The organism is Pseudanabaena sp. UWO311 (assembly GCF_006937785.1).
Classification (GTDB): domain Bacteria; phylum Cyanobacteriota; class Cyanobacteriia; order Pseudanabaenales; family Pseudanabaenaceae; genus Pseudanabaena.
Genome location: NZ_SJEE01000006.1, coordinates 134,547 through 149,259, shown reverse-complemented (window position 1 = coordinate 149,259; position 14,713 = coordinate 134,547). Strand labels below are relative to the sequence as shown.

Genomic DNA, 14,713 nt, shown 5'->3' with positions numbered 1-14,713 from the left:
TTTTTTCAAGAAGAAAAATAATTATTTCTTCTTCTTTTCGTCTCCGCCCTTAGGAGCGTCAAGAATCTTACTGACAACGCCAGATCCAACAGTACGACCACCTTCACGAATCGCAAAACGCATTCCTTGCTCAATTGCGATCGGGTTAATAAGATCTACAGTCATCTTGATGCGATCGCCAGGCATAACCATCTCAGCTTCGCTACCATCATCTGCCGTGAAGGTAACAATGGTTCCAGTCACGTCAGTTGTACGCACATAGAACTGAGGACGATAACCAGGGAAGAAAGGAGTCTTACGACCACCTTCTTTCTCAGTCAAAATGTAAACCTCACCTTCAAACTGAGTATGAGGATTAATCGACTTAGGCTTAGCCAAAACCATGCCACGCTCAATCTCATCCTTCTGGATACCACGAAGCAATAGACCAGCGTTGTCTCCAGCCAATCCTTGCTCTAGACTCTTCTTGAACATTTCAATACCAGTGACGGTTGTAGTGCGAGTATCAGTAATACCAACAAGCTCAACAACATCGCCAACTTTAACAGTACCGCGCTCAATACGACCTGTAGCAACCGTGCCACGACCAGTGATCGAGAACACGTCTTCAACCGCCATCAAGAAAGGCTTATCAACATCACGCTCAGGAGTAGGGATAAATTCATCCACAGATTCCATCAAAGCCCAAATCTTGTCAACCCAAGGATTATCACCCTTAACAGTTTTAGGGTTAGCAGTCATTACTTTAACTGCTTCTAGAGCTGAACCACGAGTGATCGGAATATTGTCGCCATCAAAATCGTAAGAAGAGAGCAACTCACGAACTTCTAGTTCAACTAGCTCAACTAGTTCTTCTTCTCCTTCCATCTGATCTTCTTTATTCAAGAAAACCACAAGGTTAGGTACGCCAACCTGACGAGCTAGCAAAATGTGCTCACGGGTTTGAGGTTCAGGTCCATCGGCAGCAGATACGAGGAGGATTGCTCCATCCATTTGTGCAGCACCAGTGATCATGTTTTTAACATAGTCAGCATGTCCTGGACAGTCAACGTGAGCATAGTGACGAGCTAAGGTTTCATACTCAACGTGAGCAGTATTGATCGTAATACCGCGAGCCTTTTCTTCAGGAGCAGCATCAATTTGATCATATGCCTTGGCTGTTGCCTGACCCGCTGCGGCTAAAGACATCGTGATTGCAGCAGTTAGGGTAGTCTTACCATGGTCAACGTGACCGATAGTACCGATATTGACGTGGGGTTTGTTTCTCTCGAATTTAGCGCGTGCCATTTTTTCGTAATTATCCTTAAATTTAGTAATTGTTACTCTATTGCATAGAGCATTTATCGGTAATTATTACTCTAGTTTATAGAGTATTTGTTGAGTATTTTAAAGGACTACTCTTTTTTGCCCTTATTTTTAGCAATGATAGCTTCTGCCACATTCCTTGGCACTTCTTCATAATGGCTAAATTCCATTGAGAAGCTTGCCCTACCTTGAGTTGATGAGCGAAGGTCAGTAGAATACCCAAACATTTCGGACAAAGGAACTCTTGCCTCAACGCTTTTTCCAGATGGGGTATCTTCCATGCCAGCAATATTGCCGCGACGACGGCTGAGATCGCCAATTACATCACCCATGTAGTCTTCAGGAGTTTCTACCTCAACCTTCATCATTGGTTCAAGCAAGACTGGCTGAGCCTTCATTACAGCTTCCTTGATTGCCATTGAACCAGCAATTTTAAAAGCCATTTCTGAAGAGTCAACGTCATGGAAAGAACCATGTACAAGGGTAGCTCTGAGGTCGATCACAGGATAACCAGCAAGAATTCCCGATTCACAGGCTTCTTTCATGCCTTGCTCGGAAGGCTTGATGAATTCCTTAGGAATCACGCCACCAACGATCTTCGATACAAATTCAAATCCTGTACCTGGTTCGGTAGGTTCCAAATTGATCACAACGTGACCATATTGACCCTTACCACCACTTTGACGAGCAAACTTGCCTTCAATATCGGTAACTGTTTTGCGGATAGTCTCACGATAAGCAACTTGAGGAGCACCCACGTTAGCTTCAACGTTAAACTCACGCTTCATCCGATCAACGAGAATTTCAAGGTGAAGCTCACCCATACCAGAGATAATTGTTTGATTTGTCTCTGGATCTGTCATTACGCGGAAGGTAGGATCTTCTTCAGAAAGAGACTGTAGAGCCTTGGATAGTTTTTCCATATCCTGCTTTGTCTTTGGCTCAACAGCCACAGAAATCACAGGTTCGGGAATAAACAGAGTCTCAAGAACAATTGGTGAGCTGTCGTCACAAAGAGTATCGCCAGTAAAGGTGTCTTTGAGTCCCAATACGGCACCAAGATCCCCTGCTCTGAGTTCATCAACTTCTTGACGATCATCAGCCTTCAATATGATCAAGCGCGAAATGCGTTCTTTCTTGTTTTTGCTAGAGTTTAAAGCATAGGAACCTTTTTTCAAGATGCCAGAGTAAACGCGAACAAAAGTAAGACGACCATAGGGATCCGCCATGATTTTGAATGCAAGGGCTGACATTGGGGCATCATCCTTGGCTTCACGAATAGCCTCTTCACCGTTAGGAAGCAACCCTGAAACTGGTTTAACATCGCTAGGAGCAGGAAGATAGTCGATAACAGCATCAAGTAAAAGCTGTACGCCTTTATTTTTGAATGCAGAACCACAAGTCATCGGCACAATTGAACCGCTCAAAGTTCCCTTGCGCAGACCTACTCTGACTTCTTCTTCAGTGAGTTCTTCACCTTCAAGATATTTTTCCATCAGAACGTCATCTGAATCGGCAACTGATTCAAGCAGCTTACCGCGCCATTCATTCGTTAGTTCGACTAAATCAGCAGGAATATCTATTTCTTCAATATCCTTGCCTATTTCGTCTTTATAGATATAGGCTTTCATTTTGACGAGATCAATAATGCCCACCAGTTCTGCTTCACTACCGATAGGCAACTGAATAGGGACAGCATTGGAGCCAAAACGAGCACGAATTTGCTCTCTTACTCGCAAAAAGTTCGCACCCATACGATCCATTTTGTTAACGAATACGAGACGAGGTACTTTATAGCGATCGGCTTGTCTCCAAACAGTCTCGGACTGAGGTTGCACGCCACCCACAGCACAGAAAACCGCAACTACACCATCAAGTACACGCATAGAACGTTCGACTTCAATTGTGAAGTCTACGTGTCCAGGGGTATCGATGATGTTAATGCGATGATCTTTCCAACTTGTACTAATAGCTGCTGCCGTAATCGTAATACCACGCTCACGTTCTTGCGCCATCCAGTCTGTCGTTGCGGTTCCATCATGGACTTCACCTATTTTGTGAACAACGCCAGAGTAAAAGAGAATGCGCTCTGTAGTTGTGGTTTTACCAGCATCAATATGAGCTGCAATGCCTATATTGCGTACCTTATCTAAGGCAATAGAGCGTTCCACAATAGTTTCCTCGTGTTTATCAGGAATTAAGAATTTATATTAAGAATAGTATAGCGAGGCAAGCTAAGGTTTGATAGCGTTAGGTTAGTAACGATAGTGAGCAAATGCTTTGTTTGCTTCTGCCATTTTGTGGGTTTCTTCACGCTTACGAATTGTTTGACCAGTTTCATTGGCAGCATCCATCAACTCGTTAGCTAGTTTAGTAACCATACTACGCCCAGCACGACCACGAGAATATTGGACTAACCAGCGAAGAGCTAGTGCTACACCACGGTCAGTACGGACTTCCATCGGGACTTGGTAGGTAGCACCGCCAACACGACGCGCCTTGACTTCAACCAATGGAGTAGCATTACGAATGGCTCGGTCAAACACCTCTAATGGTGGATTACCTGTACGTTCACCAATGGTATCAAGGGCTTTATAAACGATGTGGGAAGCCACAGAATGCTTGCCGCGTGACATTACACGACGGATAAGCATACTAATAAGACGGCTGTTATAAACCGAATCAGGGGGAGTTATGCGCTTTGAAGCTTTCGTTCTACGGGACATTGCTGTACTAAATTCACCTTATAAAATGAATTGCTAATTTTACTAAATGGTTGCTAAAACCTTTTGCGAATGATTCTTACTTCTTCTTCTTGCCAGTACTTGCGGCGGCAGCTTGACCTGGCTTAGGACGTTTTGCCCCATACTTAGAGCGTCCTTGCTTACGATCCTTTACGCCCGAAGTATCGAGAGTGCCACGGATAATGTGATAACGCACACCTGGTAAATCTTTTACACGACCGCCTCTAATCATCACAACTGAGTGTTCTTGGAGGTTATGCCCAATGCCAGGGATGTATGCGGTGACTTCAAAGCCAGAAGTCAAGCGTACCCGTGCCACTTTTCTAAGTGCAGAGTTGGGCTTTTTGGGTGTTGTAGTGTAGACGCGCGTACATACTCCCCTGCGTTGAGGACAACTTTTTAGGGCAGGAGATTTTGTTTTGGTGTTTATGGTTTGGCGCTCACTGCGGATGAGCTGTTGGATCGTGGGCATAAGTGATGATTTGGTATATCTGCGGCTGTGTATTCTAATCAACAGCACATAATTATAACAAAGTACGTCTCACAAAGTCAATTGTAAAAACAATTGTTATGGCTTGATAAGCTTTGTTATGGCTATGTCGGCTGTGGCGATCGCTGTCTTTAGATAGACAACTAGTAAACAAAAGGCAATACAGGCAAAACTAACGATAATTTACAATTCGGGCAAAGCCTGCTGGGTCAAGACTTGCTCCGCCAACCAGCACACCATCAATTTCAGGTTGAGCCATGATCTCGTCAATATTATCAGCTTTGACGGAACCACCATACTGAATTGTGACGTTAGGATTAGTAAGTTTACCACGTATTAGTCCGATCACGCGGTTAGCTTCACTAGAAGCACAGGTGTCTCCAGTGCCGATCGCCCAAATTGGTTCATAGGCTACGATCAAATTATTCTGGTCAACGTCAACAAGGTCAGCGGCTAGTTGTGAAAAAATCCAAGATTCAGTTTCATTAGCATCCCGTTGCTGCTTGCTTTCGCCGACACAAAGAATGGGTGTAATGCCGTGAGCTTGGGCAGCTTTAAGCCGTTTGTTAACGGTTTCATCGGTTTCACCGAAAAACTGACGACGTTCGCTATGCCCGATGATGACGTACTTTATGCCCATCTCTAGCAACATTGGCGCAGATATTTCTCCAGTAAATGCGCCGTTCTCTGCCCAGTGAACATTTTGAGCACCAATACTCAGGTTTGCTTGACCGATCGCTGGCAGGATTGTTTGTAAGATCGCCAAATTTGTATAGGGGACGCAAATAAGGATTTGCTGATCGGCGATCGCCGCTTGGGAAGCGGTGTTTTTAAGATGGGCAGGAAATTCCGAGAAAAATGTTTTGGCTTCAGACTGGGTTTTATACATTTTCCAGTTGCCAGCGATAACGATTTTACGCAATGCTCATTTACCCCTGAGTTAAGATCATGAAAATAAAGAATTATTGTTTATTTTACCGAAGAATGGATCAATAAGTAACCTTAAAACCCAGAGGTGTGAGTCGCCCGCCAAGCGGGCGACTCACACCTCTGGGTTTTTGGTTTTAATTATGCTGAGTTATTTAAAAACAAAGGTAGTTACGAAGCGATGGTCTTTGCTTTTGTCCCCAAAACTGAATGAGTCTAGCAGAAGGCTGCTAGACTCATGTTTTAAAGTAATTCAATTAAAGTTTCTACTAGAGGTTTACTGGAACGTGTTGGCATTGATTAACTGTACGCTGTAGCACTTATTTTTTCAACTACATAAGTTTGTCTCATCTTGTCTTCATGCTAGGTCAAAACCTAAAGAAACATTGAACAAAAAATTAAGAGACCCCAATAACAATACAGGCTATCGAAGCAATCAAAACTACACCGATCTTTAGAATAAGCACTGCCCCGTAAAGATCGAAAGAATCGTGGGGAGCAACAAAGCGTCAATCCGATTTGACTTTTAACTCTTTCTTTTTGCTTCTCCTTTTTGCTTTCAAAATTTAAGCTAGGGTTGCGTTTGGATTGAGTTGCTCTGTCTCTTGTGCCATGTATATACATTAACTCAAGTGGTATTGCACAACACTATTTGTTTACATAAATTCACAAGTTTCTTGCGATTCAAAATTCGGGGGGTTTAAATAAGAAAATGATTTATATCGCAAAGGAGTAAGCTGCGCTTTGCGCCATCTAAGCTTTGTCTCTTTATCGCTACCGAAAATTTTAAGTTTAGATTGCTGCGATTGTTAAAATACGCGAGCAATTATTTTTCGCTTAGCGGCGGAGGTGGTGGCGGTAGTAAAGGTGTAGACGCTGGTGCAGGCGGAGGAGTATCAGTCACTGATGTAGGTTGCGGTGCGGCAGGAGTATCTATAACTGATGCAGGAACTGATGCAGGAACTGATGCAGGCTTTGGTGTGGTAGGAGCTGTATTAACTACTGGGGTTAATGTTGATGATGAAGATACGTCTGGGGTCGGATTACTAACTGGCGTTATTGCTGCGGGGACTGGGAGCGATCGCTCGACTTCACGTTGTTGACGTTCTTGTTCGGCTAGTTTTTCAGCTTCCCGCCGCCGCTCTTCATTTTGACGCTGAAATTGTGAACCTTGCTCTTCAAAGGTGACTCTTACTTTGACATTAGTACGCCCACCTTCAGGTATGGTTTGCGGATTAAATTGCCATTTGCTCATTGCTTCGATGGTTTCGCGATCAGTTTGCTCGTCGCCACTAGATTGACGCAAGCGCACGTTCGTAACTCTGCCATCGGGAGCAATATCGTAGGTAACTCTCGGCGTTCCCTCTTTACCGCGATATTGGGGCTTGGGGCAACTGAGACATTCAAGTTTAAGTTGTCTTTGGGGGGGTGGATCAATTGGTGGAGTGGATGCAGGAGGTAATGTGCTAGTCCCTTGAGGATTTTTACCTCCTAGTTTGCCGTTGATAATGCCGCCAATTACTCCATTTTTAGAACCGTTGGGATTACCGTTAACTTTGCCACCTAGTACAAAGCCTGTAGGGATTTTTGCATTACCAAAACCAGAACCAATTCCATCTTTAGAAATAATTGAGCCGCCGCCTTGCTGAATTTTGGTGTCACTAGTACTTGTGGTGAGCAAAGGTTTCAGATTGTCAGGAGCCGCCGCATCTTTACCTTCATTGAGAGGAGTCGGAGTTACAGGTGCAAGGGCGATCGCTTCTGGTGCAACTTCTTCATTAGGTTGATTGACGGCAAGTTTGACAATTGGTTCTGGTTCTTTGGCAATTTCGGGGGTTTTCTCTTCAGGTGTTTTGCTCGTATCTACGACAAATTCCATTATTTCCTCTGATTCTTTGCTCACAGGTTTCCACAAAGTAGGAACAGGAGTAATCATCGCGGCAGCATGAACACAAGCGGAACCGACAAAGCCTATAAATAATAAGGATGCTAAAGCTCGACTCTCTTTTTTTGGCTGGACATCTTCAAGTTCAGATGTATTTTTAATCTTATTCATAGCTTACTTTCCTATGGCTTTTTCCCTTTTCCTTTTTCCTTAATTATTCTTAGTGGCGATCGCCATTTTGACTCGGGGAATTTGGCGCAGTTGATCCATGATTTGGACGACATCACCATGCTGGACAGTCCGATCGGCATTGAGAACTACTACAAGATCTTGATTTGGTTCTAATAACTGTTTGACGCGATCGCTAACTTCAGCAATTCCAATTTTTTGTTTATTCAAAAACACTTCTGTCTTTTCATTGACACTAATCGTTGCACGAGCAGGTGTTTTTTGCATTGCGCCAGACTGAGCTTTGGGTAAATCTACGGGTAAGCCTTCGATACGATTCAGAAATAATGAAGAAAGTACAAAAAATGTCAACAGCGCAAAAACTACATCCATAAGCGGTAGAAGGTTCTTGATCTCTAGGGGCTGATTTGCCATTTCAGCCTCATATCGGCGGCGTAGTCTTCTAGACATGTATATTTACCTGTTGTTGAGCCTGTTGACGAAGCGATCGCAAATGCTTTAGTTCTAATTGAGTGCAGCATTCATCAAAATAAGCAAGCTGTTGAGCATAAAGCGATCGGAAAATACTTGCGGCAATCAATGCCATTACCGCCACAATCAATCCCATCGCAGTAGAAATAAGCGCTTCACTAATGCCACCCGTAACATTGAGGGACTTTGAGCCACCGATATCACCTAAAGTGAGAGAACCAAAGGAGGTGATGAGTCCAGTTACCGTTCCAAGTAAGCCTAGTAAAGGAGCCAGCCCCACAATGACTTCAAAAATAATATTGAAACGCCTGAGATTAGGTAATTCCGACTGAGTTCGCGCATCAAGGGCAAGGGCAAATTCGGTGGGTGTAGCATTGGGAATCGATATCGCTTCTAAATAAATACGGGCGATCGCAAAGTCGAGATGTTGTTGCAGAAAATCTTCGGCTTGGGTGGGATCTTGCTGATAAATTTGCAATGCTGCTTTGACAATGCGCTTCTGATTCTTTCTGACACGTGACCAAATAATAGAACGCTCGATCGAGAGAGCCACAACTAAAAATGAGCAAATCAAGAGTGGAATAATCGTTACTCCACCTGCGACTAGGGTATCAAACAGTTTGGACATGTTAGGAAGTTAAGTTAGGCAATTTTTATCATACACTAATGCAAATATTTAGCAATAATAATTCTATGTATTTGCATTAGTGTATAATAGGTGTACTTTGGGTGTGAGCTATACAGACTGAGTTTCGGGTATTTTTTGCTAGAATGCTCCAGTTCTCCAGATACTGCTAAATCTAGAAGGAATCTCAGTGGTTTTACCGCAAATTTCTAATTGGATTACGTTTAAAAACTAGCTTGTAAGCCAATTCGATAGGTGAGCCCAGGTTGAAAAATGCGGTTGGTTTTTTCGTAGCTTTGATCAGTTAGATTTTCTAGACTTAGGGTCAAAGATAAATCTTTGTATAATGGAACCTTGGCATTAAAATCTAGGCTGAGATAAGCTGGTGAAAACTCAGTGGGGTTAACTCCTGTGGCAGCAAATACCGATCGACGAGAACCGCTGTAATAGTTAAAAAACAGATTAGCTTGATAACCATTGGAGTTATAGTTAACACCCAACTTAGCCACAGAATAGGGAACTGTAGCTAGCTGTAAGCCAACTTCAGAAGCAGTTCTGCTACTAGTAACTTTGGCATCGGTGTAGGTGTAGTTGAAAAATGATGAAAACTCAGGCGTGATTTGTAACTTTAAAGCCGCCTCGATCCCATTGGTGCTCACCTGTCCTACATTTTCCCAACGTCCTGCAATAATTCCGAGGCGATCGCTTAAACTGCTGCCAAAATAGGTCAACTGAGCAGTGAAAGAATTTGAAAGATTAAAGTCAAATCCCGCCGTATATGCCACACCCTTTTCAGGGATCAAGTTAGGATTCGGAAGCCAGCTATGAATGCTATCAGGAACAAATAGCTGATCGAGTCCAGGATTGCGTTGGAGAACTGCAAAGCTGTTGCGAAAGACTATCTCAGGTGTGATATTCCATCTTGTACCAACAGTGGGATTGAGATAACTCCCAAAATCATTGGTGAAGTTTTGGCGCAAACCCAGCTCAAGCTGAAAATTATTATCAAGCTGCAAGGTATTTAGCGCAAATAAAGCCACATGTGAGCGATCGCGACTGACCACACCAGTATTCACTGTAAAAGTGGGATTGTTGCTGAAAACATCGCCACGAATAGAACTGCTACTGATATCCAATCCTGAGGTGAGTTTGTAAGTAGGCGAGATTTGCCATTGATTTTCCACTCGTCCACTTAGGGCTTTAGAATCCAATGAACCTGTCCGAAAGAATGCTCCTGATGGTCCATAGGTGTTGAAAAAGTCTTGATTGTAGGCGATCGTAGTTTTGAGAATAGAGTCATTACCATCGCCCAGTTTAGTAGTTAGAGTTGTACCGATATTTAGCAAATCATGATCGAGGCGATCGCGTTGTAATGGAAATCCAAAATAAAGCAGTCCACGCCGACTAGCCGTTTTGTATGCGTCAAGGCTAAAAGAATTTCGAGAATCAAGGGGTGCTTCGACACTGCCATAGAAGTTGTCAATGCGAGTGTCCCCATTAAACAATCTGCCATCAGCAGGGTTACGGTTAGCTGCTCCTACGGGCACTGGATAGTTATTATCAGTGCTAAACCTCTCATACCCCAAGCGGAAGTTGACATTATCTAGAGTGCCGCCATAGCCAAATCGATAGCGCTGATAGCCATAGGAACCAATCTCAACTCCTGCGGTTGCTTTGAGCGGTTGTGGCTTTTTTTTGGTGGTAAGGTTGATCACTCCACCAAAGGCTTCCGAACCGTAGAGTGTAGCGCTAGTGCCACCTGTGAGTTCGACACTTTCGATCGCATCGGCAGGAATACCATTGAGATCAGTCCCGCCGTGATAAGTACTAACATTGCTGCCAAAAGAACGCCCATTAATTTGGAATATGGACTGATTGATCGAAAAGCCACGCAGGAACGTACCTGTATGAATATCAGCACCAAAGCCATAATCATTAATCGCAAATCCAGGCAAGTTACGCAATATCTCTGCGGCGGTACTAGGGTTTTGCTGCTCGATTTCTGACTTAGGTATGATATATGTGGGGGCAGAACTAGGAGCGAATGGCGATTTCGTACCTGTCACTCGGATTTCGGTTTCATCGCTGTCATCTTCAACCTTGCTTTGGGAGATCGGTTGAGATGTTGCTGGCTGAGTAGAAGATACTGACCTTAAATCTGAACTGCGGTGAGAGGCTTGCGATCGCATTTCCTCAACAGTTAATGGTTCTGCATTAACCGCATTAGCCAAACCCCAAAACGCCGATAAAAAACTAGATGCTAATAATAGCAACTTTAAAAGACTCATATTGACAACTCCACTCCTCATAAGTTAAATCAATTGACTCAGCCTATATAGCGAATTCAATCTATACAGCGAATTCAATCTATACAGCAAATTCAATTGATCAACATTCCAGTATTTGTTGCTTAATGAGAAATGTCAAAAGACAGGCTGTCAAATGAAAAATTTTATTTGGGATTACATAGTAGTAAAAGAGAGTAGGACAAATCTAAACCCAAAATAAAAGTGGCGGTGCTTCGTGCTGCCACTTTTATTTTGGGTTTTATGTTTTACTCCCTTCCCCGTCAAGAAATAGTGGTGCGCAAAAAACTATCTAAAAGTAACAACGTAAAATTATTGTAAATAACTTAATTTGTTAAGCTATGTATACTAAATACTTTACTTAACATTGCCAAGACTTTCACTATGCTGCAACAATCTCCGCGTTATACGACGACTTGGGTGGATACAGTTAATAAGGTTAAGTCTGAAGCATGGAATATTCTCGCAAAACCTTTGGCTACTCCTTTTTTTGAATGGGAATGGCTCTCGAATTTGGAATCTTCTGGTTGTGCGATCGCACAGCAGGGATGGCTACCTAGTCATTTATTGGTATGGCAAGGTGATGTATTAGTGGCGGCTGCGCCTTTGTATTTGAAGGGGCACAGCCAAGGCGAGTTTGTATTTGACCACCAATGGGCGGATTTATCCTATCGGTTGGGGATTGAGTATTATCCGAAATTATTGGGAATGGCTCCATTTACCCCTGCGGTGGGTTATCGCTTTTTGGTGCATCCTGAGCTTTGCGATCGCGCTGATGAGGTATCAAAAATTTATGATTTGATGCTTGCTGAGATCGATCGCCTTTGCGACAAACACCAAATGTCGGGCTGCAACTTTTTATATGTTGATCCTAGTTGGAAGCATGAGTTGGAGTCGCGAGGATTTACAACTTGGATGCACCATAGTTATGTTTGGGAAAATCAAGAATTTACCGATTTTGATGATTATCTCAAAAATTTCAATGCCAATCAGCGCCGAAATATTAAACGTGAACGTAAATCGGTGGAAAGTACAGGAATTAACATGCGCGTTTATACGGGTGAAGAGATTCCGCATTATTTCTATGGCTATATGTATGAGCTGTATAACGATCATTGCAATAAATTTTGGGGCGGTAGCAAATATTTAAATCGCAAGTTTTTTGAAAATCTCGCCCATAGTTTTCGCGATCGCCTTGTGTTTGTGGCGGGTGAGATCGCGGATCATCCACAACCTTTGGGCATGTCATTTTGTATTCGCAAAGACGATCAGCTATTTGGGCGTTATTGGGGATCGGTTCAAGAAATCGATTGTTTACATTTCAATGCTTGCTATTACAAACCGATCGAATGGGCGATCGCACAGGGAATTAAACGCTTTGACCCAGGGGCGGGTGGACAACACAAAAAAAGGCGTGGATTTCCTGCGACTCCAAATTATAGTTTGCATCGCTTCTATCGCGATCGGCTCAAGCAAATTCTAGTTCCCTATATCGGTGAGATAAATACTTACGAGGCAAAACAGATTCAAGCAATTAACAACGAGCTACCCTTTGATTTTGCACCTCCCGATCTTCATGTTTAAATTGCCTATGACCCAATTTAGAAGATGAGGGCTAGGAGTAATCGTTTTGACTGAGTATAAAGATCGGGTTAATTTAAGTTCCTCTCAAGCAATAAGTGCTTTGTCCAGAAGTCTAAATGTCTAGGCTTTAAATGTCTTGGCTTGAGAAGATAGATTCATATATATTTGTTTTTTGTTTTAAATTAGCGATGATTAAACTGAATGACATTGATATTTATGAAAGTTCAACCTTAGAGAATGTAATCTCTCAATATAAATTTAAAGATTTAATTGAATTGCCTTACATTCAGTTTCCAGAGACTCAAAATATTCCCGCAGCTATAGGGATATACTTTGTAATTGTTTGGGAAAATATAAGTAGAAAGAGAGGAGATCTACTTTACATCGGAGAAACTATTAATTTAAAGAAACGTTGGCAAAGTCATCATCATATCAAAAAAGTTAGGCGAGTGCTCGAAAAAAATAATTGTATTATCGATATTTACTGGCATGAAATTAACACATGTAACAAAGAATATTTGATTGCTATTGAAACAGAACTTATCTGGCATTTTCAGCCCATGTGGAATATGCAAATTCATTGCTTAAATTATCCAGATCTAGATAGTGGGTATGGTTGGAATTTAGGAAAGTTAATGGAAGAAAAAGGCATATCACCTATCGAATTGAGTCAGAAAACAAATATTCGTTCTAGAATAATTAAAAAGATGATGCTACTTGTTGATCATCCACCTCAAGGTATTCAAGAAACAACGAGAAGAAAATGGATAGAAAAAATATGTCAATCTATGCAATGTTTGGAGTATGAACTTTATCCTGCTTTATGGCTTGAGAAGAGAATTAGTCCAGAAGACTTTGAATATTTAAAGCCAGAGGCTCTTAATTTTATAAAAAATTGGATCAAAAAAGGTTACAAATGGCGCGGTGTTGATTCCATTAATGAAAAATTCAATCTTTATATTAGAGGATTCTGTTCAGATAGTGGGCAATGTTTTACGGCAGATTTTTATGAATATTTGAGCCTAGTGGGTTTTGAAGTTAAAAGAGCTAACAATGGTGCTTTTCTAAGCAAAGTTGTTTTTATCAAAAAATAGTTATAAGAGAGGAGTGGAGATTACCTGCTTATTAGATAGATCGAAGTAGAGAGCCGATCTCTAGATATAATTGCTCGAAAATTTCAAGTACATATTTAAATCTTAATAATCATTAATCGCTGTTATACAAAATCCGAGAGATGAGGGTTAGGGCGATCGCTTTTTATTGTGATTATGTTGCGATCGCGTCTATTGGAGGTTAAAAATAATGAATCATGCTGAACTAAAAGCTAAAGCTTTATCCAATCCTCAAACTTTTGCGGCTTATGAAAGTATGGATGTTGAGTTTTCGATATTGCGGCAAATGTTATTTGCTCGTGAGAAGGCTGCTTGTCCAAATTTCATCTTCACTATTCAAACGTGGTTGCGTGGGTTGAGAATAGTCGATCGCTAAGTCATAACGTCCGCGCTGATAAACCTGATCCACTAAAACTTGTAGGTCTAGTGTCGGCTCTAATTCACCTAAGCGTAGCGGAATAGAGAAATTAGGAATGCGATCGCGTATTGAAAAAGCATATAAATCAGCAGCAGGACGCTCGTGGCTGCGGCTGACCAGAATATGATAATCAGACGCAGGAAGTTGTCCTTGTAAAAAGGATGGGTTAGTTCTTAAGAGATCAATTTCCACAAAATGAGTTTGGGTTTGTAAAATTCGCCTTCTTTTGCGGAGATAAGCTTCACGTCCCTCACCTGTCTTTTTATTTTTAGGAGAAAGTATCTCGATCGCTGTGATTACTTTTCCAGTTTGGACTTCACGAATTTCTAGATAGCGTTCACTAATTTCTTCATATGTTGGCAAGAGAATGCGAGTTGGGGCGATCGCTGTTCGTGCGGCAACTGCGGTGGCAATATTTTTTTCACTGCTTGTTGTACTTCGACTAAGCAAAGCAACGTCTGGTATCCCAATTAGCAGATCGTCTCCTGTTTCATCACTCCAATAGGTGAGCTTCTCGATTTCAATGCGATAGTCTTGGCTAATGGTTTCTGCGAGGGCATCAGCGATCGCCACGATCAATCGACTATGCACAGCCGACCATAGTTCAGGGTTTTCTAAATAAGGATTCATGCCAGGGAAGGGGGAGGGCATTTTTAG

General features: G+C 42.2%; 12 protein-coding genes. 2 read left to right on the top strand and 10 right to left on the bottom strand.

The annotated features are described in order from the left end of the window. Nucleotides 1-21: 21 nt before the first annotated feature. The 9 genes from tuf to PseudUWO311_RS07450 all read right to left on the bottom strand — a co-directional run bounded on the left by tuf (nt 22) and on the right by PseudUWO311_RS07450 (nt 10,924). The gene (gene tuf / locus PseudUWO311_RS07490; RefSeq protein ID WP_142654572.1) at nt 22-1,287 is read right to left on the bottom strand and encodes an elongation factor Tu; all 1,266 of its coding nucleotides are present in this window, start codon (nt 1,285-1,287) and stop codon (nt 22-24) included. Between the two features lie 107 nt (nt 1,288-1,394). Then, nucleotides 1,395-3,476, bottom strand: coding sequence for an elongation factor G (gene fusA, locus PseudUWO311_RS07485; protein ID WP_103668803.1), 2,082 nt, complete (start codon nt 3,474-3,476; stop codon nt 1,395-1,397). Nucleotides 3,477-3,560: 84 nt separating this feature from the next. After that, complete coding sequence (gene rpsG, locus PseudUWO311_RS07480; RefSeq protein WP_094536346.1) at nt 3,561-4,031, bottom strand: 30S ribosomal protein S7; 471 nt, start codon at nt 4,029-4,031, stop codon at nt 3,561-3,563. A gap of 76 nt (nt 4,032-4,107) precedes the next feature. Next, nucleotides 4,108-4,521, bottom strand: coding sequence for a 30S ribosomal protein S12 (gene rpsL, locus PseudUWO311_RS07475; protein ID WP_103668804.1), 414 nt, complete (start codon nt 4,519-4,521; stop codon nt 4,108-4,110). A gap of 190 nt (nt 4,522-4,711) precedes the next feature. After that, nucleotides 4,712-5,461, bottom strand: a complete 750-nt coding sequence (tpiA, locus tag PseudUWO311_RS07470) for a triose-phosphate isomerase (protein WP_142654571.1) — start codon at nt 5,459-5,461, stop codon at nt 4,712-4,714. Nucleotides 5,462-6,292: 831 nt separating this feature from the next. Further along, the gene (locus PseudUWO311_RS07465) at nt 6,293-7,522 is read right to left on the bottom strand and encodes an energy transducer TonB (RefSeq protein WP_142654570.1); all 1,230 of its coding nucleotides are present in this window, start codon (nt 7,520-7,522) and stop codon (nt 6,293-6,295) included. Between the two features lie 39 nt (nt 7,523-7,561). Next, a complete protein-coding gene (locus tag PseudUWO311_RS07460) occupies nt 7,562-7,990 on the bottom strand; it encodes an ExbD/TolR family protein (RefSeq protein WP_142654569.1) in 429 nt (142 codons plus the stop codon). Beyond that, a complete protein-coding gene (locus PseudUWO311_RS07455; RefSeq protein WP_142654568.1) occupies nt 7,983-8,639 on the bottom strand; it encodes a MotA/TolQ/ExbB proton channel family protein in 657 nt (218 codons plus the stop codon). Before PseudUWO311_RS07455 ends, PseudUWO311_RS07460 begins: the two co-directional genes overlap by 8 nt. A gap of 221 nt (nt 8,640-8,860) precedes the next feature. Then, entirely contained in the window at nt 8,861-10,924 is a 2,064-nt protein-coding gene (locus PseudUWO311_RS07450; RefSeq protein WP_142654567.1) for a TonB-dependent receptor plug domain-containing protein, read from the bottom strand. A 402-nt stretch (nt 10,925-11,326) separates the two neighbouring features. On the opposite strand from PseudUWO311_RS07450, the gene PseudUWO311_RS07445 reads away from it, so the two are divergent. Both PseudUWO311_RS07445 and PseudUWO311_RS07440 read left to right on the top strand, forming a co-directional pair. Continuing rightward, on the top strand, nt 11,327-12,526 hold the full coding sequence (locus PseudUWO311_RS07445) for a GNAT family N-acetyltransferase (RefSeq protein WP_142654566.1): 1,200 nt from the start codon (nt 11,327-11,329) through the stop codon (nt 12,524-12,526). A 131-nt stretch (nt 12,527-12,657) separates the two neighbouring features. Then, a complete protein-coding gene (locus PseudUWO311_RS07440) occupies nt 12,658-13,620 on the top strand; it encodes a GIY-YIG nuclease family protein (RefSeq protein ID WP_142654565.1) in 963 nt (320 codons plus the stop codon). 307 nt (nt 13,621-13,927) lie between these two features. Here the strand turns inward: PseudUWO311_RS07440 and PseudUWO311_RS07435 are convergent, their stop codons facing one another. Further along, complete coding sequence (locus tag PseudUWO311_RS07435; RefSeq protein ID WP_142654564.1) at nt 13,928-14,707, bottom strand: DUF4058 family protein; 780 nt, start codon at nt 14,705-14,707, stop codon at nt 13,928-13,930. Nucleotides 14,708-14,713 lie beyond the last annotated feature (6 nt).

Coding starts and splice junctions, on each gene's coding strand:
- PseudUWO311_RS07460 (WP_142654569.1), bottom strand. CDS start 7,990: ATGTCTAGAAGACTACGCCGCCGATATGAGGCTGAAATGGCAAATCAG.
- tuf (WP_142654572.1), bottom strand. CDS start 1,287: ATGGCACGCGCTAAATTCGAGAGAAACAAACCCCACGTCAATATCGGT.
- PseudUWO311_RS07440 (WP_142654565.1), top strand. CDS start 12,658: ATGTCTTGGCTTGAGAAGATAGATTCATATATATTTGTTTTTTGTTTT.
- rpsL (WP_103668804.1), bottom strand. CDS start 4,521: ATGCCCACGATCCAACAGCTCATCCGCAGTGAGCGCCAAACCATAAAC.
- PseudUWO311_RS07435 (WP_142654564.1), bottom strand. CDS start 14,707: ATGCCCTCCCCCTTCCCTGGCATGAATCCTTATTTAGAAAACCCTGAA.
- PseudUWO311_RS07455 (WP_142654568.1), bottom strand. CDS start 8,639: ATGTCCAAACTGTTTGATACCCTAGTCGCAGGTGGAGTAACGATTATT.
- rpsG (WP_094536346.1), bottom strand. CDS start 4,031: ATGTCCCGTAGAACGAAAGCTTCAAAGCGCATAACTCCCCCTGATTCG.
- PseudUWO311_RS07450 (WP_142654567.1), bottom strand. CDS start 10,924: ATGAGTCTTTTAAAGTTGCTATTATTAGCATCTAGTTTTTTATCGGCG.
- PseudUWO311_RS07465 (WP_142654570.1), bottom strand. CDS start 7,522: ATGAATAAGATTAAAAATACATCTGAACTTGAAGATGTCCAGCCAAAA.
- PseudUWO311_RS07445 (WP_142654566.1), top strand. CDS start 11,327: ATGCTGCAACAATCTCCGCGTTATACGACGACTTGGGTGGATACAGTT.